This is a genomic window from Streptomyces sp. B3I8 (genome assembly GCF_030816915.1).
Taxonomy (GTDB): domain Bacteria; phylum Actinomycetota; class Actinomycetes; order Streptomycetales; family Streptomycetaceae; genus Streptomyces.
The window spans coordinates 6,545,418-6,565,470 of sequence record NZ_JAUSYN010000002.1 but is presented as its reverse complement, the minus strand read 5'-3'; the positions used below and the strand labels follow the sequence as shown (position 1 = coordinate 6,565,470).

Genomic DNA, 20,053 nt, shown 5'->3' with positions numbered 1-20,053 from the left:
CGCCCGCTTCCGCCCCGTCCGGTTCCGCGCTCACGCCGTGCGTCCCACGCCGGCGAACCCCGCGAACGCGTAGGGGTCCTCGTCCTCGCGCGCGGTGTCGGGCCGCCAGTCCGCCATCGGCACCAGTCCGGGTTCCACCATGTCGTACCCCTCGAAGAACCGCGCGATCGCCTCGCGCGGGCGCATGATCAGCGGATTGCGGATGTCCTTGTACACGTCGACGGCGCCCTCGGCCCGCTCGGGTGGCAGCGGAATGCCCTCGTACGAGGCGTGCGTGAGCACGAGCAGGCTGCCCGGCGCGGCTGCGTCGCGCAGTTCGGCCACCGCCCGGTACGGGTCGTTCGCTTCTTCCACGAAGTGAAGTATGGCAACGAGAAGGAGGGCTACCGGACGGTTCAGGTCGATCAGCCGCTCCACTTCGGGGCTGGCGAGGATCTCCCGGGGCTTGAGCAGGTCCGCCGCGACGACGTCCGCGTCCGGATTCCTGCCCAGTACGGCCTGGCTGTGCGCGACCGCCACCGGGTCGTGGTCGACGTAGACCACGCGGGCGCCGGGGTGCGCCTCCTGGGCGACCTCGTGGACGTTGCCGTGGGTGGGGATGCCGGAGCCGATGTCGAGGAACTGGGTGATGCCCTCGCCGACGGCGTACCGCACGGCCCGGCGCAGGAAGGCGCGGTTGGCCTGCATGATCTTCGGCAGGCCCGGCATGAACCCCATCGCCCTGCGGGCCGCCGCCCGGTCGACCTCGAAGTTGTGCGAACCGCCCAGGTAGTAGTCGTAGATACGAGAGACGGAGGGCACCGAGATGTCGATGTTCCGTGGGGCCCAGGCGGGACGCTCCATCTAGCACTCCAAGACGATTGGCGGCGACTTGCGACGACTTGTGCCGGCTGAGCCGATCCGGTGTTCGAGCCGAGGCTACTGATCGTCCGCCAACAGGGCGAGAGGAAACGGAAATTGGTCATCCGCTCCGGGCCCGTGCGAAGGGCACGTGCCGACGGCACGCTTCTCGCGTGCCGACAAAGCGCGCGGGGCGTACGCGGGGCGTGCGCGGGTGTACGCCGCGGTGGGCGTGCGCGAGGACGCGGGGTGTGGCGAGGGGGGCGGATCCTCCGGTGTTGGACACGGAGGCGGTTCGCCTCGGGGTGGGCACGGAGGCGGTTCGCCTCGGGGTGGGCACGGGGGCGGATCGCCTCCGCACCCGGCGACGGGCGCGCCCCCGACCGCTCGGCGGAGGGGGGCGCGTGGGCCGGAAAGGGGGGCGAGGGGTGGGGAATTACTTCTTCGGCGCGCCCACCGGTTTGCCGTCGGGGGCGACGGCGTACCACGTGCCTCCCACGCCCTGGCCGTTCGTGTCGCCGGCGGCCTTGTCGCCGGTGAAGGTGTAGATGGGCCAGCAGTTGACCGTCATCTGCTTGGCGCCGTCGGGGCGGGTGAAGGACATCAGGCCCTTCTTCACGATCCCCTTGGTGTCCGCCTCCTTGACCGGTGCGACGGCCGGCCACTTCTCCAGGCAGGCGCCGGTGCAGGCCGACTTGGACACGGGCCAGGCCTGGTCCTTCAGGAAGCGGTAGACCGTCATGCCGTTCTTGTCGACGACGATGTCGCCCAGCTTGGCGTCCTTGCGCACGGAGAGCCCGGGCAGCGTGGCCTTCTTGCCGTCGGCGGCGGTGGCGAACCACTTGCCGCCGACGCCCTCGCCCTTGACGTCCCCGGCCTTGGTGTCCTTGGCGTAGCGGTACATCGGCCAGCCGGCGACGGTCAGTTGCTTGGTGCCGTCGGCCCGCGTGACCTCGCCGAGCGCGGACTTGTCGATGCCGGTGGCGGCCGAGGCGTCCTCCGCCGGCACCGGCGGCCAGACCTTGGCGCATTCGCCGGCACAGGTGGACTTCGGCGGCTTGGCGGTGTCGTCGTCGAAGCGGTAGAGCGTCATTCCGGCGCCGTCGGTGATCACGTTGCCGAGGTTGGCGCTCTCGCTGAGGGACAGCTTGCCCGCCGGCTTGGAGGTGACCGCGCTGTCCCCGATCTGAGAGCCGGAACCGTTGGGACTGGCGGCCCCGGACGGTGATGTGGTGGCGTAGCCGCCGGCAGCGGCACCGACGTTCTGACTGTCGGTCGTCCGGCCGCCCTTGTCCTGGCCGCACGCCGTCGTCAGCGCCAGCACCGCGGCCGCCGTCGCCATGAGGGAGGCGCTCCGCCAGGCTCTGTTCATTGTCAACTCCCGCTATCCGCTTGCCACTTGGGTGTCACAGCGGGCTCGTGCGCCGCTTATGGCCCTATGTACGCGCGGACACACCACCCGTGTTCAACGCAGCCGCGATTTTCTTTCCCGATGTGCTCCCGGCCCGTTCGCGCACCCGTGCCCACGGCGGCGCGGGGCGATGACCGGCGCTCAAACCCGTTGCGCACACATGTCCGTCCTTCGGGGTATTCGACCCGGTTCCCCGCGTGTACGGCTCCCGGGCGGCCCATGATCTCGCTCGTGCATGGATCAGAACGGACCCGACCCGCTGTCGCGGTACGGCTGTTGGGCGTGATGACGCTGGTGTGGGCGCTCGCGGGCGCCCCCACGGGCACGGCATCCGCGGACGCCTGCGCGTACGTCTCGTCCGGGCCGGGCGGCCCGGGCGTGGTCGCCGCCGCGGGCGACGCGGGGGCGGCGGTGGACTTCGGCGCGACCGGCGCGACCGGCGCGGACCCGGGCGTGGTCGCCTCGGCCGGTGACGGGGGTGCCATGGCCTCGGTCGGCGGGGGGCGCGTGAGTGCCTCCGCCGGCGGGAACGGCGCGGTGGCCGTCGTGGGCGGGGGCGGCCACCGGCCCCCGCCTCCTCTCCCGCCCCCGCCGTGTCCTCCGCCTCCGCCGCCCTGCCCGACGCCGACACCGCCTCCCGCGCCGACACCACCTCCCGCACCCACCCCGCCGCCGAAACCGACGCCTCCGAAGCCCACGCCGCCCGAGCCGCCCCCGACGCCTGTGGAACCGACACCCACCCCGCCGCCGGCGCCCGCGCGTCCCGCACCGGTGCGGATCCCGCCCCCCGAGGCGGCGGCCCCGGCACCCCCGCCGACGCATGCGGCCGGGCCGAGGCCGAAACCCCGGCCGGCCCGGCCGACTCCGCCACCCTCGCCGCCCCTGAAAGCTCCCGTGAGCTACCCGGCGTACCACCCGCCCGCCCAGCGACACCGGGTGGACTCGGGCACCTCGCCGGTGGTGTTCATGCTGCTCATCACCGCCCCCGCCGTCCTCGCCGTGGCCGCGCTGCGCCCACGCTGACGACGGGCCGTCCGCCCCTCGTCACACCCCTCACCCCTCACACCCCTCACCCCCCTCACCGATCAGCCGCTCACTGGAGGCAACCGTTGTCGGAATGGCTTGTTCTCGTCCTCGCGATGCTGGCCGCCTGCGTCGTGGTGGTCATCGTGACCTTCCTGCGGCACCGCACGGCCTCGGAGGACGACGATCCCTCGGAGACCCCGGACGTGATCGAGTACATGACGATGATGATCGGGGTGGTCTACGCCATCGTGCTCGGCCTGGCCATCGCGGGCGTCTGGGAGGCCCGCAGCGCCGCCCAGGACCATGTGCAGGCGGAGGCCCAGGCGCTGCACGAGATCAAGGAGCGGGTGCGGAACTATCCGCCGTCCGTGCGCGAGCAGGTGCGCACGGACGTCGACGCCTATGTGCGGTACGTCGTGCGCACCGAGTGGCGGACCATGGCGGACGACGGAAAGGTGACCGGCCGGGGAGGCCAACTCCTCGAACGCGTGCGCGAGGACGTCACGGACTACCGGCCGCGGTCCGACTACGAGGCGCAGGCCTACCAGCCGCTGGTCGACCAGGTCGCCGCCGCCGACGCCGCCCGCGCCGCCCGCGCGGACTCGACGGGGGCGACGATGCCCGGGGTGGTGTGGTTCGGCCTGATCACGGGCGCGGTGGTCACCATCGGCATGGTCTTCGCGCTGCAGATCCGGCGCACCACGCGCGAACTGATCCTGGCCGGGCTGTTCTCGGCGCTGATCGCCTTCCTGCTGTTCCTCATCTGGGACTTCGACGCGCCCTACAGCCGGGGCCTCGCGGCGTCCACCGATCCGTTCCTGGCGCTGTTCCCGCACCTGTGACCCCGGCCGGGGCGCGGCGTGCCGGGGGTCGCCCCGCGTCACCGGCAAGAGGCCCTCCCCGCCCGAACGGCGCAAGCGTGTGACCCGTTCGTCGCACTGGGATCGCGCCGCCGGACACCCTTTCCTAGCGTTTCGGGCGACGAGGTGCATTTCTGGCGCGAGCGGAAAAAGGTCCGCAGCAAGGCTCCTCGGGGACGTGGAGATTCAACATGCGCGCGATACGCGTTGCTTCGGCCGCACTTCTGGGCCTGTCGGCCCTGACCCTCACCGCTCCGGCCGCCGTCGCCTACGGCGGTGGCGAGGGCGAGGGCGAAGGGGGCCACGGAAACGGCGAGTCGACCCGCCTCAGCCTCAGTGTCATGCCCGAGGAGGTCTCACCCGGCGGGCATGTCACCCTGACCGTGCGGGGCTGCGAGGAGACCGCCCGGGTCTCCTCCGGCGTCTTCGACACGGTGACGGTCCCGAAGGGGCAGAGCTCGGCCTCGACCACCGTCGACTGGGACGCCCGTCCGGGCGCCACCTACACGGTGACCGTCCGCTGCGGCCACGAGACGGAGCAGGCCGAACTGACCATCAGCGAACGGGCACAGGGCGGCGGCGGCCATACGGATCCGCACGGCATGCCTCCCGGCGCCCTGGAACACGGGGTGCGCGCCGGCATCGGCGGCAGCATCGGCGGCTTCGACCTCAAGGAGATCGGCCTCGGCACCGCGCTCGTCACGGGTTCCGTGGGGGTCGCCTGGTACCGCGCCCGCCGCCGCGCCGCGGCCGGCACGGCCGCCTGACCCACCACCCCGCACCGTGCCCCGCCCCGGAACCCCGCCCACGGGTTCCGGGGCGAGGTGCTGTCCTTCCCTGGCGAGGCGCTGCCCGGCGCGCGTTGCCGGTCCCGTCCGCGCGCGTTGCCGGCCTCTTCGGTGCGCGTTGCCGGTCCCGTCCGCGCGAGGGCGCCGGTTCCTCCGGCGCACGCTCCCGGCCCCTTCCGTACGGGGGCGCCGGTTCCCTCGGCGCGACGGCGCCGGTCCCCCCGCCCGGGTGGGTGGGAGGACCGGCGTGAGCGGCCCGTACCGCTGCTCAGCTCCTGGGCTCCGAGCGACGGCGCATCCAGAACACCCCGCCGCCGACCAGCGCCCCGGCCACCAGTGTGCCGCCGATGGCCATGTCGGCCGGTGTGGCGCCGACGGTGCTGGCACCGCCGAGACCGCCGCGGACCCCGCCGATGACGGTGAACGCGCGGGGCCGGGTGAGGACCTGCGGATCGCGTCCGTCGCCGCAGCGGACCGTGACGTCGTAGAGTCCCGGCCTCGCGTTGACGTCGACGCTGACCGTGGCGGTCGCCGTCGGGCCGTTGCGCGCCGGTCGCAAGCGGGTGGTCGGGAAGACCGGTGCGGAGACGGTGCCGCCCTGCCGGCAGCGGCTGCCGTCGACCATGACGGTCAGCCGGCCGCCCGGGGAGACGACGTCCGGCCGGACGACGATGTTGCGCAGGGCGTCGTCGTTCCGGCCGCCCTGCCCGTCACCGCCGCGCCCGCCCTGGCCGCCGTCGCCGCCGCGACCGGCGCCCTGGGTGTCCTGACCGTCTCGACGGCCGTCTCCGCCCTGGCCGTTCGGGTCGCCCTGCCCGCTCGCGGCGTTCTGATCGCCCCGGCCACCCGGGCCGTTCTGGTTGCCCTGGCCACCCAGGTCGTTCTGGTTGCCCTGGCCACCGTTCTGGTTGCCCCGGCCGCTCGGATCGTTCTGGTCGTCGCGGCCGTTCCCGCCGTTCGTGGTCTCGCTGTAGCTGCTGACGCTGGTGCCGTTGACACCACCACCCGGATCATTGCCCGGATCGCTCCAGGCCGCCGCCGTGGGCGCGGCCAGCCCCACGGCCAGGGCCGCGGCGGCACCGGCCGCCAGGGCACGAGTCGTACGCATGTCACCTCCGCGGAAGGCGCCCCGGGACCCGTCCCCGGTCGATCGGCGAGCAAGCGCCTCCCAGACAGACCCTCGAACGCGGGGTGCGAAGCCGCATGTCGACGCTGGTCCGTTCCGGTGGGACGACACGCCGGGCGATCTCCGGGCCGGGGAGGTCGCCGCAGGTCACGCACTGTCGGTACGCCTCAGCGCGCGGCAACTCGGATGGCGCACGGCCGGTGCGGGACGCCACCCGTTCGTCCGCTCCCCCGTCGCCCGCCGCCCGTGCCGCGCTTAGCGTGCTGCCATGCGCGAGTGACACGGCGACGGCCGTGCCGAGAGGGGATGGCGAATGTCTGCGTCCGTGGTTCCCGCAGAGCCCGAAGCGGAGGAGAAGCCGAGGAAGCGCGCCCCGTGGGGCGTGATAGCGCTTGTCCTGCTGACCGGCCTCGCCCTCATCCGCAACGGTTCGGGCGAGTTCGACAGCGGTCCGCCGCAGCCCGAGACGGCCGCCGCCGCGCGGAGCGGCGCGAGCCCGCACCCCAGCGCCTCCCCCACCGGCTCCGCGCCCGCGCCGCTGCCGTACTCCGAGGCCGACCGGGTGCGCATCCCGATGATCCGGGTCGACGCCCCGGTGACGCCGGTGGGCCTGGACTCGGACGGCTGGGTGGCCGCGCCGCCGCCCGACGACCCCAACCTCGCCGGCTGGTTCACCGGAGCGGTGGGGCCCGGCCAGAACGGCACGGCGGTGGTCGTCGGCCACGTGGACAACAACCAGGGCCCGGCCGTCTTCTACGGGCTCGGCGCCCTGAAGAAGGGCAACCACGTGGAGGTCCTGCGCAAGGACGGCAGGACCGCCGTGTTCGAGATCTACGGCATCGAGGTCTTCGACAAGAAGAACTTCCCCGGCGACCGGGTGTACGGCTCCACGGGCGCCCCGGAGTTGCGCGTCATCACCTGCGGCGGGGGCTTCACCAAGCAGAACGGCTACTCGGGCAACGTCGTCGTCTTCGCCCGCCTGACCCAGGTCCGCTGAGGTCTCCCGGCCGGGTGGGGCGGGAGGGCGGGTGGGCGACAGCCTTCAGACGAACTCGCGCCGGGGCAGCATCAGGTGGTAGCCGGAGTCGAGCAGCCAGGGCAGGTAGCGGCGCAGGGCGCGGACGCTCTGCGAGCGGTTGCCGCCGGCGTCGTGGGAGAGGACGACCACTCCCGCGGCGGCGCCCTCCTCGACCCGGTCGACGATGACGTCCGTCCCCGGTGTCGTCCAGTCCCGGGTGTCCACGGTCCAGGCCAGCGGTTCCATGCCCAGGTCGGAGCCGAGCCGGAACGTGGTGCGGTTCCAGGCGCCGTAGGGCGCGCGGAACCACAGCGGGCGCTCTCCGTACGCGTTCCGGATCACCTTGCTGGTGCGGGTCATCTCCGAGCGGATACCGGCGCGGCTCATCCGGGTGAGCAGCGGATGGGACCAGGTGTGGTTGCCGACGAGGTGCCCCTCGTCGGCCATTCGGGCCAGCAGGTACGTGTACTCGACGGCCATCTCGCCGCACACGAAGAACGTCGCGCGCACGTCGTACTCGCGCAGTGTGTCCAGGATCTGCGGGGTGTAGCGGGGGTGCGGGCCGTCGTCGAAGGTCAGCACCATGCCGCGGCCGTGCCCCGGCATGCTCAGCAGCGGTGCGTGCCGTACGGGGGTGCGGGGTGGGCCGACGGGCGCCGTCCCGTCGCCGGCGAATGGCCGCAGCCGGTAGGCGGACGGGTCGAGCGGACGGCTCGCGGGGGCGCCGCCGAGGGGCGCGCGCGAGCCGTGCGCACCGGCGAAGGCACCGGTATGACGGGCGTCGTCGCCGGCGTTCACGTCGCCGGCGTCCTCGGCGTCCGTGCCGAGCAGCGCGACCGTGCCCGCCGTTCCGGCCGCGCCCAGCGCGGCGGCGCCGGCCAGCAGGACCCGGCGCCGGGTGAGCAGCTGATCCTTTTTCATGACTCATCAGTCGCGCAACGGCGGGGCGACACCGCTGAGCAACACCGCCGCGGCGCCGGGAAAGCACTCGCCCGGGCGAGCGGCGCGAGGACGGACCGGGCGGCGTCCGCCGCCCGCAGTGGCCCGTCGAATCCCGCGCGGGTGCGGGACCTGCGGGTTCCGATAACCTCCAGCCGTGACTGATCAGCATCCCGCACAGTTCGAACGCGGTACCGACGGCCCCAAGGTCATCGTGGTCGGCGTGGACGGCTCCGAGTCCTCGCTGCGCGCCGCGGCGTACGCCGGGGGCTTGGCGCGTCGCCAGCACGCCCTCCTGGCGGTGGTATACGTGCAGCCGGTGATGGCGGCGGGCGCGGCGATGGGGGCACCGGTCGCCGAGACGACGGACGAGATCGCCGAGGGCATCGTCGCCCAGATCCGGGAGGCGACGGAACGGGTCAAGGACACGTTCGAGGTCCGCTGGCAGTTCCACACGTTCCGGGGCGACCCGTACGGCGGCCTCGTCAAGGCCGCCGACGAACTCAAGGCGGACGCCGTGGTGGTGGGCGCGTCGGAACAGGCCGGCCACCGGTTCGTCGGCTCGGTGGCGATCCGGCTGGTCAAGGCGGGAAGGTGGCCGGTGACGGTGGTGCCGTGACGCCCCGCACCGGACACGGCACCCACAGGACGCCGGAACACGCGGGCGCCAAGACCCACCGCACCCGCCGGGCGCCCGGCCGCACGCCGATGTCACGCCCGGCCGACTGCCCGGTCACCCGCCCGGAGCCCCGCTCCGGGTCCCGACACGGCCGGTTCCCGACCGTTCGTCGAACCGTTCGCCGACGACTTCGACCGCCTACCGCACCGCCCCGTTCCCGCCCTGTCCGTCGGACATTCCACGCGCTGGCATACGGCCATGACGGCCGTAACCACCCGCACCCACCCCACCACGACCGCCGAGCACGAGCTGGCCGCCCTGCAGCGCGAGCACGGACGTCCCCTCTTCTCGCTGCTGCTACGTCTGTGCGACGGCGACCGGCAGCGGGCCGAGGACCTGGTGCAGGAGACGCTCGTCCGCGCCTGGCAGCACCCAGAGGCGCTCCGCGCCCACGACTTCACCTCCGTGCGCCCCTGGCTGCTGACCGTCGCGCGCCGGCTGGCCATCGACGCGCGCCGGGCCCGCCAGGCGCGCCCCGCCGAGGTCGGGGACGCCGTACTGGAGCACGCGCCGGTGTGCGCGGACCACGCCGAGCGGTCCGCCGCCATGCTCGACGTGCGCGAGGCTGTGAAGACACTCACACCCGAACACCGGGACGTCCTGGTGCAGGTGTACTTCCGTGGGGCGAGTGTGGCGGAGGCCGCCGAAGCCCTCGGCATTCCTCCCGGTACCGTGAAGTCCCGCGCGTACTACGCGCTGCGAGCCCTGCGCAGAGTGCTACCGGGATACGCGGCCGACCTGCGCTGAAACCGAAGAACGGGTCAAGCCTTCGCAAAGCGCCTTGCTGCGGACCATGGTTGGGCAATCAGCTGTCTCCATCCGTGTTTCCGGTCCGGAGGTCCTTCCGTTCCGGGCACCGGGCCCCCGCGAGTCCGGGCCGGGTGCGCGGTGCGTTCCCGGGGTCCCGGGGGCGGGCGACGCGCACGCACCGGAGGAAGGCAGGAAGGGATGCTGCACAGAGGCCAAGAGAGTACGGACGGCAGCGGCGGCGGTGAACTGACCGTCCCGATGGCGTGGATGTACGCGGAGTACATCGCCGACGAACTGCTGCGCACCGGCGACCTCATGCCGCCGACGTCCTTCGAGTTCCGGGCGGGCCGCGACGCCCTGGCGCTGACCATCTTCCTGTCCGACAGCGACCGCGAACTCTCCGGCATCCGCGTGGTCACCCAGCTGGAGACGTGGCTGTCCCTGACGGCGTACGACCAGCCGTGGCAGGACTGGGTGAGCGAGCGGCTGGCCGACCTGTCCGCCGTGGCCGCCGAGTCCGGGCGCCCCGACCCCGACCTGGAGCTGGCCGAGGCCGCCTGGCGGTGGCTGGAGGAGACCGAACTGCTCGCCCCCGACCTGGACGCGGTGCCCGGCGGCGCCGCGGCGGCCGGCGAGGACGACGGCCCGAAGGTGTGGACACCCGCCTGGCAGCTGGGACTTCCACTGGGGCACCTCGCCATCCATCTCTTCTAGGGCCTGTTGCGAAAGTCCCGCGACAGGCGACGTTCGCCCCGTCGCGACGCCCGGCACGCCCCCCGAGCCCTCGGCTTCGCTCGGGCAGGGGGACGCCCACCGGCGCTGACGACCCCCCGCAAAGCACGAGGCACGAGGCACGAGGCACGAGGCAACGGTCTCGACCGTCTCGACCCCGACGGTCCGCTGAGCGACAGCGTGCCGTGACCCTCGTGCGTTGCCTGAACGCCCGAGCCACTACGGGTGCCCCGGCACACCCTGTGAGCGGTGTGCCGGGGCACCGGGGCGTCGTACGGCCGGTCAGCCCTGGCTGCAGTAGTCGACCCAGCGGTGCGAGGAGATGTTGTTGTTGACGCTGGCCCCGAACTGCTCCAGACCGGCGCCGTAGGTGAAGCGGTACTCGCCCGTGGTGGTGTCGATCCAGCGGTCGCCCTGGCTGATGCAGGCGTGGGCGCCGCCGGCGCTGGGGGCGGTATAGAGGTCGACGGCGTCGTTGCCGCCCGCGTAGCCGTTGTTCCAGATGTCGGAGGTCAGGTTGCGGCAGGTCCCCCAGTTGTCGGAGTTGCCCAGCCACTTGCACTCGTGGCCGCCCCCGTAGGGCTGGGTGTAGACGTGCAGGTAGCCGTCCGCGGCGGCCACCCGGGGCGCCGCGGGCGCCTGCGACCCGGTGTCCAGCGCGCTCGCGCCGGACACCGGGGACAGCAGGACGGTCACGGCGGCGGCCGAGGCGGCCAAGGTCAGCATGCGCTTGATGGACATGGGATTCCCTCGTTTCGTCAGCGGTGGAGGATGGTGCGACCACGGCACCGCGGCCGTGGTGGTCTGTGGTGTGCGGCCGGATTCAGTCGCCGCGGGCGAGAATCACGCGGGCCCGGGGCAGTGCCTCGCGTTCGAGCCGGGTGAGATCGGCCGTCTCCCGCGGGTGGCGGCGACCCAACTCGGCCCGGTACTCGGTGTTCAGGGACCTCACCACGTCCGACAGTCCGCTGGAGGCGGCACAGTCGGCCTCGGCGGAGGCCAGCCCGACCTCCTTGGCGCGCGGCCACGGACGGTCCTCCCGAGTGGCGGCGGCACGTGACTCCGCGGGGTCGGCGTAGGGGTGTCCCCGGCCGCGCATGCAGCGCGCCCACGGTGCGACGGCGGCCTTGTACCGCTTGTCCCCGGTCACGAGGCCGAGGCGCAGGCCGGCCAGAGCGCCGGTGACCCGGGTGGCCCGGAACCAGGCCTCCAGGTCGCCGTACAGTTCCCGCTGCGCGGCGGCCTGGCAGCCCCGGTCGCTGTGGGTGACCCGCACGCCGTTCGGCAGCCGGGCCGAAAGCCCCTGCGGCCGGGGGCCGTTGAGGTCGCTGACCAGGGCGGCCCGGCCCGCGGTCGATGCGGAGCGGAAGTACTTCCGGTTGGGATCGGCGCGCACCTCCGCCTCCCGCCGACGGCGCAGGTCGGTGCCGTAGCCGTGGGTCCGGGCCCAGGCCGGATCGTCCACGACGAGGGGGAAGCGGGCCGAGACGTCCTTGGGCGGGGGCGGCTCGACCCAGTACTCGTGTCCGCGCTTCTCCATGCACTTCTTGATGAGGACCTGCTCCGCGAGGTACAGCGTCCGTTCCGGGTCGTCCGCGGCACGGTGGGCGCCGGAAGCGGCCCGGGTGGTCGGGGCGGTCGGGGCGGGGGCGGACGTGCCGCCCCCGCAACCGGTGACCGTGGTCGCCAGCAGGCCGGCGATCAGCAGTGCCGGTTTCCAGCGGTGCATCGGACGACCTCCTGGGTGCGGATCGGACGGGCTTGCGCTTTCGAGCCGTTGACGGTCCGCGAGGGGCGCCCGTATGACGTCCGGTGCGAAAACATTTTCTTCGCGCCCCGTGTCATACGAAGCGCCCCGACGGGCCGTCTCCCGTACGAGGGACCTGTGTCGCACGAATCCGGCCAAATGGCGCCAGGTCCCGCTCCCGGAGGCCGCCGACACCGACCGGGATGCCGGGCCGGTGCCGACGGCACCGACCTGGACACGGGGCCCGTACCGTCGGGACCGGCCCGGACACGGGGCCTGCCGCGGGTCCCGCACGGCTGGGGGAAACGGACCGGATCCGGCCAGGCGGATCCCGCCCTCGGCCTGCGCCCACGCGGCCGTCGATATCGTTGCCACCCTTCGCGGAGCGGGCGCGGTACGACGATCGGGAGAACATGCTGGACATACGTCTACTCGGTCCGGTCGAGGTCTGGGCGGACGGGCGGCGTGCCCCCCTGGGCGGGACCAGACCCCTGGCGATGCTGTCCGCGCTCGTCGTCCACCTGGGCGAGGTCCTGTCCACCGAACGGCTCGTGGACTGCGTGTGGGACGACGAGGCGCCCGCCACCGCCGGGGCACTCGTCGCCACCCATGTCTCCGCCGTCCGCCGCGCACTCGCCAAGGTGGGCGGGGCCGAGGTGATCCGGACCCGGCCGCCGGGGTACCTGGCCGCGCTCGACCCCTCCCGGATCGACGCCCGGCGCTTCGAGGACCTGCTCGCCTCGGGGCGGGCGGCCGGGGACCGGGGCCGTCCGCGGGAGGCGGCGGAGCTGCTGTCCGAGGCGCTGGGGCTGTGGCGGGGCCGGGAGGCGCTGGAGGGGCTCGGCCAGTCGTTCGCCCGTATCGAGGCGGCCCGGCTGACCGAACTGCGGCTGGCGGCCCAGGAGGACTTCTTCGGCCTGCGGCTGGCGCTCGGCCACGCGGACCGCACGATCGCGCCCCTGCTCACGCATGTCGCGGACCATCCGCTCAGGGAGCGGCCGCGCGGCCAGCTGATGACCGCCCTGTTCCGCACCGGCCGGGTCTCCGACGCCCTGCTGACCTACCAGGAGGCGCGGGAGGTCCTCCGGGAGGAACTGGGCGTCGACCCCGGTCCGGAACTGCGGGCGCTGCACCGGGCGGTGCTGACCAACGACCCCGCGCTGCTCGGCCCGGATCCGCGGGCCGCCACCGCGCGCACACCGGCCGTCGCTAACGGGGAGGCGGGGCACCGCCCGGGCCACGAGGGTCCGGACAATGCACGACGACCGGCCACGGGGCCGGGCACGGCGCGGCGACCGGCCGCGGAGTCGGACACGGCGCGGCGACCGGCCGCGGAGCCCGTTCCCTCCCATCTCCCGCCCGACATCGCCGACTTCGTGGGCCGCGCCGCGGGGATCGAGTGGGCCGAGTCGCTGCTGGGGAAGGTGGCCGACCCCGGCCGCACCGCCCCGCCGGTCGGGGTCGTCTCAGGCCGCTCCGGCAGCGGCAAGACCGCCCTCGCCGTGCACGTCGGCCACCGCACCGCCGACCTCTTCCCGGACGGCCTGCTCTTCGTGGACCTGCGGGCCGCCGACGCCACCCCGGTGCGGCCCGCCGACGCGCTCGCCCGGCTGCTGCGCGCCATGGGTGCCGCGCCGGAGACCCTGCCCACCTCGGTGGAGGAACTGACCGGGCTGTACCGCACGCACATCGGGCACCGGCGCACCCTGCTGATCCTCGACAACGCCGCCGGTGAGGCGCACGTACGGCCGTTGCTGCCGCCAGGCGGCGGTTCGGCCGCGCTCGTCACCAGCCGGCGCCGGCTGGTCGCGCTGGAGGGCGCGGCCCATCTCGACCTGACCGTGCCCGACGAGGCGGAGGCGCTGGAGCTGCTCGCGAAGGTGGCCGGCCGGAGCCGTACCGCTGCCGAACCGGAGGGGGCCGCCGAGATCGTCGCACTGTGCGGACGGCTGCCGCTGGCGGTGCGCATCGCCGGAGCGCGCCTCGCCGCGCGGCCGCACTGGGGACCGGGCCGGCTCGCGGAGCGGCTGCGCGACGAGCGGCGCCGGCTGAACGAGCTGCGCGCCGGTGACCTCGAACTGCGCGTCAGCCTCGAACTGGGCTACGCCGACCTCGACCCGCACGAGCGCGCGGCACTGCGCCGGCTGGCACTGCTGGACCTGCCCGACTTCGCCGGCTGGATCGCCGCCCCGCTCCTCGGCATCGGGGTCGAGGAGGCGGAGGAGGCGGTGGAGCGGCTGGTCGACTGCCACTTCATCGACGTCGTCGGCGTGGACGGCACCGGCCGCAGCCGGTACCGCATCCATGACCTGGCCCGTGAGCACGCCCGCGAACGCTGTCTGGCCGAGGAGGCGCCGCCCGAGCGCGAGGCGGCGGTGCGGCGGCTGGTGGCTTGTTGGCTGGGGCTCGCCAAGCAGGCCGCCGCCCGTGGTCCCGGCGGCGTGACCAGGTATTTCCCGGAACCGGAGACCGTGCGCGGGCTCGACGCGCGCACCGAGGAGGAACTGCTGGCCCGGCCCGCTGCCTGGTTCGCCGCCGAACAGGCGGGGCTGCTGGCGGCGGTGGAGTACTGCGCCGACCACGGAGCGGCCCGGGCCGCGCGCGATCTCGCCGGGGCGCTGATCGCCAGTTCGGCCGCGCTGTACAACCGGTTCGACGCCTGGTCCAGCTCGCACCGGGCCGCCATGGCGGCGGTGCGCCGCGGTGGCGACGTCGAGGGCGAGGCCTGGCTGCTCACCGGGCTCGGCCGGCTCGCCTACGAGCAGGACAGGTTCGAGGAGTCGTACGCCTGCTTCGAGCGGGCCCTGCGACGGTTCGGGGAGCACGGCGACGTGCCGCGCGGCGAGGCGGTGGCGCTCGACGGCATGGCCACGGTCCGGCGGGAGCAGGCCGGTTACCCCGAGGCCCTCGAACTGCTCGGGAAGGCCCTGGAGCGGTACGGGCGGACCGGCGACCTCGGCGGCCGGGCCCGCATGCTGTACGGCTTCGGCTACGTGCACCGCGAGCAGGGGCGGGGCGGGGAGGCCCGGGACGCCCTCTCCCGCGCCCTGGAGCTGTACCGGGCCGGGGCCGATCCGCACGGCGAGGCGCTCACCCTGCGGGCGCTGGCGCTGTGCCACCGCGCGGAGGGCACCCCGGCGGAGGCCGAGCGGCTGCTCCTGGAGGCGCTGGACATCTTCACCGGGCTGGCGGACGCCTTCGGCGTGATGTACACGGAGCAGGCACTGGCCAAGGTGGAGCTGCGCACGAACCGGGCCGACCGGGCCCGCGAACGCCTGGACCGCTGTCTCGCGGTGGCCCGCGAGCGCCAGGACCGCTTCGGCGTGGCCCTCGTCCTGCGCACCCTCGGCGAGTGCCACCTCGCGACGGGCGACACCGACGCCGCCCGCGAGCCGCTGGAGCGCGCCCTGGCGGACTGGGAGGCGCTGCGCCTCCCGGTCTGGCGGGCGCGCACGGCCTGGGACTTGGCCGGGGTGTGGGCGGCGGACGGCAGGGCGGAGGAGGCACGGGCGGCCCGGGCCGAGGCGCTCGCCGTCTTCCGCGAACTGGGCTGCCGGGAGGCGGGGGAGCGGGCGTAGGCTTCCGTACAGGCGCCCCACAGAGCATCTGCAGAGAATTTGCATCGGATGCGGCGACGCTGTCGTACGTGGCAGACATCATCACGCTCTCCGACCCCCGGGTCGCCGCGACGGCCGTGGCCGAGTGCGGCGAGCCGCTGGTCGACCTGCGCGACGGCGGCCGGCTGCGGCTGGACCACCGTCAGGCCGACGACGACGGCGACTACGCCCGGCTCAGGGCGGGCGCGCTGGAGCGGCTGCGGCGGGCGCAGCGCCTGCTGCCGGCCGGCGTGCGGTTCCTGGTGGTGGAGGGTTACCGACCGCCGGACCTGCAGCGACGCTACTTCGAGCAGTACGCGGCGACGCTGCGCCGCGCGCATCCGCAGGCGCCGCCCGACCGGATCCGTGAACTGGCGAGCGCGTACATCTCCCCGCCCGAGGTGGCACCGCATGTCAGCGGCGGGGCGGTCGACCTGACGCTGTGCGATGCGGACGGCCGCGAGCTGGAGCTGGGCACGGAGGTCAACGCCACGCCGGAGGAGAGCGGGGGCGCCTGCCGCACCCGGGCCGCGGGCCTCACGGCCGAGGCCCGCGGGAACCGGGCGGTACTGGGCCGGGCGCTGTCCGCGGCCGGGTTCGTCAACTACCCGACCGAGTGGTGGCACTGGTCGTACGGCGACCGCTACTGGGCCCTGCTGACCCGGGCGCCCGCAGCCCGGTACGGCCCCGCCGGCCCGTCTCGGTCCCCGTCCCCGTCCACCGGCTGACCACCGCGGCCGGGGAGACACCGCAGCACCCGACGGCAGAACGAGCGAACCGACAGCAGGACCGAACGAGGGAACGGCGCGGCGAGAGAACGGCAGAACGACCTAGGGGGAAAAGAATGACAAACAGCGACGGCATCTGCCCGCCGCCGGGACACACCCACGAGGAGGCCATGAGCCCCACGCAGTTCGACGCGTCCTTCACCGCGCACCTGCCGCGCCTGCGCAGACGGTTGGTGGCGTTGACGGGCAATCCGCACGACGCCGACGACCTGTTGCAGGAGACGTATCTGCGGCTCGCCCGGCGGGCCCGCGCCCACGGTCTGACGCAGCAGCGGCACCCGTACGCCTATACCTGCGCGGTCGCCCTCAATCTGCTGCGCGACGCGTGGGCACACTCCTCCCGCCGGGAACGGACCACCGACCGGCTGCCCGAGGCCGGCTGGGACGGCGGTCTCGGCTCCTACGAGGCCTCCGCCACCGCGCTCGCACTGCTGCGCACGCTCTCCGAGAAGGAGGCGGCCGCGGTGATCCTGGTGGATCTGGAAGGCCTCAGCCACGACACGGCGGGCGAGCGGCTGGGCGCCCACCGCGGCACGGTGCAGCGCAACCGCATGCGCGGCCTGGCGAAGATGCGCGCCGCCCTCGGCGGCCAGTAGAGCCGCGCCGCGCCTCCACGGGGGTGGGGCGCGGCGCACCTGCCTGTTTTCCGTCGCCGGACCGATCCCGGCGACGTCCGAGCCGACGTCGACCACGTGAGGAAGAGTTCCGTGAAAGTCAGCAGCACACGCCGCCGGACCACCGGCGCGCTCCTGGGGGCCTCGGTCCTCGGACTGTCCGCCCTCGTGTCCGTGCCGGCCCACGCGTCCACCGCCCACGCCGCTCCCGCACACGCCGCCGCTCCCGCCGCCGACTGCGGTGTGCTCGCCCCGGGGGCCTCGGCCACCGCGCAGGCAGCCGTGGCCGCGGCCTGTTCCCAGATCGGCGTCTGGTACAGCTGGGGCGGCGGCCACGGCGCGACGCCCGGTGCCACGTACGGCTACTACGACGGGTCCGACCCCGACAGCCTGCACGACAACGAGCGCAAGGGCTTCGACTGCTCGGGGCTGACGCGCTACGCCTACTGGAGGGCGACCGGCAGGGACCTGCTCAACGGCACCGCCGACGACCAGTTCAACAGTTCGCAGGCCACCGCCCGCTTCTCCGCCGCGCAGGGTACCGCCCCGCTGCTGCCGGGCGACCTGATGTTCTGGGGCAGCGGCCACATCCACCACGTCGCCATGTATCTGGGCGGCGGGCAGATGGTCGAGGCCTATGAGTCGGGCACACACATCCGGGTCACCTCCGTGCGCACCGGCGGCGACTACGCGGGCGCCATCCGGGTCAACGGTTCGGGTACCCCCATTCCCCCGCCCGCGGACGGCGGCTCGGTCTTCGAGACGTGGGGCACCGGGGTACGCACCCACTCGACGCCGAGCACCCGCTCCTCCGTCGTGGACACCTTCGCCGGGCCCACGCAGGTGTCGGTGCAGTGCCAGGAGCACGCGGAGACGGTCACGGCCGAGGGTTACACCAACGACATCTGGTCCAAGCTGTCCGACGGTTCCTGGCTGACGAACATCTACATCAAGGGCCCGGCCTCGCTGCCCGGCATCCCGGACTGTGCCGGCAGCAGCGCCCCGCCGCCGACCGACGGCAGCACGGCGTTCCAGACCTGGGGCACCGGGGTGCGCACGCACAGCGAGCCGAACGTCAACGCCGCCGTGGTGGACTACTTCGCGCAGCCGACCACCGTCAACGTGGTGTGCCAGGCCCACGCCCAGCAGGTGACGGCCGAGGGCTACACCAACGACGCCTGGGCGAAGCTGACCGACGGTTCCTGGGTGACCGTGATCTACATCAAGGGCCCGGAGTGGCTGCCGGGGGTGGCCACCTGCTGACCGCGCGCGCCGGTACCGTCGGTCCGGGGACCGCCCCGCGCGGACGGTACCGGCGCGGGTGACGCGGGAGACGCGGGTGCGTGACAGGGACGAGTGACAGGAGTGAGTGACGCGGGTGACCAATCCGGGGGCCCGGCCGCTCCGAATGTCTCGACCGTTTCCCCCGGGACTTGAGTGATTCGGCGGTCAGGTCCGTACCGGTGGGCAACAGCAACACCCCCACCCGCTCCACCGTCATGAGGATTTGGTATGAGGTCCCTGGAACGCCATCGCGACGTCGGAGCCTACGCGCTCGGCGTGCTCGACGAGGCGGAGGCATTCCGCTTCGAGGACCACCTCATGGGGTGCGCGAGCTGCACCGCGCAGGTGAGCGAATTCCGGCCCGCCGCACGGCAGTTGATGCTCTACCGGGAGGCCACCCCACGCTCCGTGCACCCGGCGGCGGCGCCCGGGCCCCGGCTGCTGGAACGGCTGCTGACCGAGGTGGCCGGACGGCACCGCACCGGCCGCAGGCGGTGGCTGACCGCGGTCGCGGCGGCCGTCGTCCTGGCGGTGGGCGGCCCGGCGGCGGCACTGCTGGCGGACGACGGCGCGGCCTCGCACCAGGTGACCGCGTCGGACACCGGCACCGGGGTGTGGGCGCGGGTCACCGCGCAGGACCGGGAGTGGGGCAGCGACATCGGCATCACCGTCAAGGACGCGTCGGGCCCGCACAGTTGCCGGCTGGTGGCGCTGGGCCGGGACGGCTCCGAGGAGACCGTGACGAGCTGGATGGTGTCCTCCGACGACGGCAAGGCCCTCACCATGGAGGGCGGGACCGCGCTGGGCACCGCGCAGATCGACCGCTACGAGATCCGCACGGACGACGGCAAGCGCCTGCTCACCCTCGACTCCCGCTGAGGCCGCGCGGTCCCGCCGAGGCCGCGCGGTCGCGCCGGGCCTGCGCGTCCGAGGCTCACTTCAGCAGCCGGGACATGCGGCGGTCCGCCAGCGGCCTGCCGCCCGTCTGGCAGGTCGGGCAGTACTGCAGCGAGGAGTCGCTGAAGGACACCTCGCGGACGGTGTCGCCGCACACGGGGCAGGGCTCCCCGGTGCGGCCGTGCACACGCAGCCCGCTCCTCTTCTCCGCCTTCAGCCGCCCGGCGGCCACCCCGCGCGAGCGTTCCACCGCTTCGGTGAGCGTGCCGCGCAGCGCCTCGTACAGCCGGTGCACCTCCTCGGGGGTCAGGGAGGCGGTCGGCTTGAACGGGGACATCCGGGCGGCGTGCAGGATCTCGTCGCTGTAGGCGTTGCCCACGCCGGCCAGCAGGCCCTGGTCGCGCAGGGCGCCCTTGAGCCGGCGCCGCTCTCCCGCGAGCAGCCCGGCCAGCCGCTCCTCGTCGAAGTCGGGAGCGAGCGGGTCGGGGCCGAGGCGGGCGATGCCGGGAACCTCCCGCGGGTCCCGTACGACGTACACGGCGAGCCGTTTCTGCGTGCCGGCCTCGGTGAGGTCGAAGCCGGCGCCCGTGTCCAGTGCGACGCGGAGGGCGAGCGGGCCCTTGCCGGGGCGGGGCGGGGTGCCGGGGAGGCGGTCGTGCCAGTGCAGCCAGCCGGCCCGGGCGAGGTGGGTGACGAGGTGGACGCCGTCCGCGTCCAGGTCGAGGAACTTGCCGTGGCGGTGGACGGCGGTGACGGTACGGCCCTGGAGGGCGGTGGGCGGCGGGTCGTACGTCTTCAGCGCGTGGACGGCGAGCGGAGTCACGCGGGTCATCCCGTGGCCGACGAGATGGCCGGTGAGGAAGTCTCGCAGCGCTTCGACCTCGGGCAGTTCGGGCATGCCACCCAGCCTGCCACGGCGCCCCGCGGAGCGCGTGGGAGGCGATCCGGATCCGCGCCC

19 protein-coding genes are annotated in these 20,053 nt (G+C 73.9%); 12 read left to right on the top strand and 7 right to left on the bottom strand.

The genetic code is table 11. From position 1 onward, the window contains the following. Positions 1-30 precede the first annotated feature (30 nt). The gene (locus QFZ64_RS31210; protein WP_307070826.1) at positions 31-843 is read right to left on the bottom strand and encodes an SAM-dependent methyltransferase; all 813 of its coding nucleotides are present in this window, start codon (positions 841-843) and stop codon (positions 31-33) included. 433 nt (positions 844-1,276) lie between these two features. Beyond that, the gene (locus QFZ64_RS31205) at positions 1,277-2,212 is read right to left on the bottom strand and encodes an SCO0930 family lipoprotein (protein WP_307070825.1); all 936 of its coding nucleotides are present in this window, start codon (positions 2,210-2,212) and stop codon (positions 1,277-1,279) included. Positions 2,213-3,145: 933 nt separating this feature from the next. Between QFZ64_RS31205 and QFZ64_RS31200 the strand changes: the two genes are divergently transcribed. From QFZ64_RS31200 to QFZ64_RS31190, 3 genes are all read left to right on the top strand, one after another. Continuing rightward, complete coding sequence (locus tag QFZ64_RS31200) at positions 3,146-3,274, top strand: hypothetical protein (RefSeq protein ID WP_307070824.1); 129 nt, start codon at positions 3,146-3,148, stop codon at positions 3,272-3,274. 86 nt (positions 3,275-3,360) lie between these two features. Continuing rightward, a complete protein-coding gene (locus tag QFZ64_RS31195) occupies positions 3,361-4,119 on the top strand; it encodes a hypothetical protein (protein ID WP_307070823.1) in 759 nt (252 codons plus the stop codon). Between the two features lie 209 nt (positions 4,120-4,328). Then, positions 4,329-4,904, top strand: a complete 576-nt coding sequence (locus tag QFZ64_RS31190; RefSeq protein WP_307070822.1) for a hypothetical protein — start codon at positions 4,329-4,331, stop codon at positions 4,902-4,904. A gap of 289 nt (positions 4,905-5,193) precedes the next feature. On the opposite strand, the gene QFZ64_RS31185 is transcribed toward QFZ64_RS31190, so the two are convergent. Continuing rightward, on the bottom strand, positions 5,194-6,033 hold the full coding sequence (locus QFZ64_RS31185) for a hypothetical protein (protein ID WP_307070821.1): 840 nt from the start codon (positions 6,031-6,033) through the stop codon (positions 5,194-5,196). Positions 6,034-6,364: 331 nt separating this feature from the next. Between QFZ64_RS31185 and QFZ64_RS31180 the strand changes: the two genes are divergently transcribed. After that, on the top strand, positions 6,365-7,048 hold the full coding sequence (locus QFZ64_RS31180; protein WP_307070820.1) for a class F sortase: 684 nt from the start codon (positions 6,365-6,367) through the stop codon (positions 7,046-7,048). A 45-nt stretch (positions 7,049-7,093) separates the two neighbouring features. Here the strand turns inward: QFZ64_RS31180 and QFZ64_RS31175 are convergent, their stop codons facing one another. After that, complete coding sequence (locus tag QFZ64_RS31175) at positions 7,094-7,990, bottom strand: polysaccharide deacetylase family protein (protein ID WP_307070819.1); 897 nt, start codon at positions 7,988-7,990, stop codon at positions 7,094-7,096. Positions 7,991-8,165: 175 nt separating this feature from the next. Between QFZ64_RS31175 and QFZ64_RS31170 the strand changes: the two genes are divergently transcribed. From QFZ64_RS31170 to QFZ64_RS31160, 3 genes are all read left to right on the top strand, one after another. Beyond that, positions 8,166-8,627 (top strand): universal stress protein, encoded by a 462-nt coding sequence (locus QFZ64_RS31170; protein ID WP_307070818.1) that lies wholly within the window; start codon positions 8,166-8,168, stop codon positions 8,625-8,627. Positions 8,628-8,885: 258 nt separating this feature from the next. Next, complete coding sequence (locus QFZ64_RS31165) at positions 8,886-9,434, top strand: sigma-70 family RNA polymerase sigma factor (RefSeq protein WP_307070817.1); 549 nt, start codon at positions 8,886-8,888, stop codon at positions 9,432-9,434. A 201-nt stretch (positions 9,435-9,635) separates the two neighbouring features. Continuing rightward, positions 9,636-10,151 (top strand): hypothetical protein, encoded by a 516-nt coding sequence (locus tag QFZ64_RS31160; protein ID WP_307070816.1) that lies wholly within the window; start codon positions 9,636-9,638, stop codon positions 10,149-10,151. A 300-nt stretch (positions 10,152-10,451) separates the two neighbouring features. Here QFZ64_RS31160 and QFZ64_RS31155 read toward each other — a convergent pair whose 3' ends face one another. Together QFZ64_RS31155 and QFZ64_RS31150 are read right to left on the bottom strand one after the other, a co-directional pair. Next, on the bottom strand, positions 10,452-10,910 hold the full coding sequence (locus QFZ64_RS31155) for a hypothetical protein (protein WP_307070815.1): 459 nt from the start codon (positions 10,908-10,910) through the stop codon (positions 10,452-10,454). A gap of 82 nt (positions 10,911-10,992) precedes the next feature. Continuing rightward, entirely contained in the window at positions 10,993-11,898 is a 906-nt protein-coding gene (locus QFZ64_RS31150) for a hypothetical protein (protein ID WP_307070814.1), read from the bottom strand. Between the two features lie 431 nt (positions 11,899-12,329). Here QFZ64_RS31150 and QFZ64_RS31145 point away from each other — a divergent pair, with 431 nt between their 5' ends. The 5 genes from QFZ64_RS31145 to QFZ64_RS31125 all read left to right on the top strand — a co-directional run bounded on the left by QFZ64_RS31145 (position 12,330) and on the right by QFZ64_RS31125 (position 19,077). Next, entirely contained in the window at positions 12,330-15,494 is a 3,165-nt protein-coding gene (locus tag QFZ64_RS31145; protein WP_307070813.1) for a BTAD domain-containing putative transcriptional regulator, read from the top strand. A gap of 68 nt (positions 15,495-15,562) precedes the next feature. Then, on the top strand, positions 15,563-16,240 hold the full coding sequence (locus QFZ64_RS31140) for a M15 family metallopeptidase (RefSeq protein WP_307070812.1): 678 nt from the start codon (positions 15,563-15,565) through the stop codon (positions 16,238-16,240). Between the two features lie 116 nt (positions 16,241-16,356). Further along, the gene (locus tag QFZ64_RS31135) at positions 16,357-16,896 is read left to right on the top strand and encodes an RNA polymerase sigma factor (RefSeq protein ID WP_307070811.1); all 540 of its coding nucleotides are present in this window, start codon (positions 16,357-16,359) and stop codon (positions 16,894-16,896) included. A gap of 111 nt (positions 16,897-17,007) precedes the next feature. Continuing rightward, positions 17,008-18,177, top strand: a complete 1,170-nt coding sequence (locus QFZ64_RS31130) for a C40 family peptidase (RefSeq protein ID WP_307070810.1) — start codon at positions 17,008-17,010, stop codon at positions 18,175-18,177. 249 nt (positions 18,178-18,426) lie between these two features. After that, positions 18,427-19,077: a zf-HC2 domain-containing protein gene (locus QFZ64_RS31125; protein WP_307070809.1), complete on the top strand. Its 651-nt coding sequence runs from the start codon at positions 18,427-18,429 to the stop codon at positions 19,075-19,077. Positions 19,078-19,132: 55 nt separating this feature from the next. Here QFZ64_RS31125 and QFZ64_RS31120 read toward each other — a convergent pair whose 3' ends face one another. Next, positions 19,133-19,993 carry an Fpg/Nei family DNA glycosylase gene (locus QFZ64_RS31120; protein WP_307070808.1) on the bottom strand — a complete coding sequence of 287 codons (861 nt, stop codon included), beginning with the start codon at positions 19,991-19,993 and terminating at the stop codon, positions 19,133-19,135. Between the last annotated feature and the right edge of the window lie 60 nt (positions 19,994-20,053).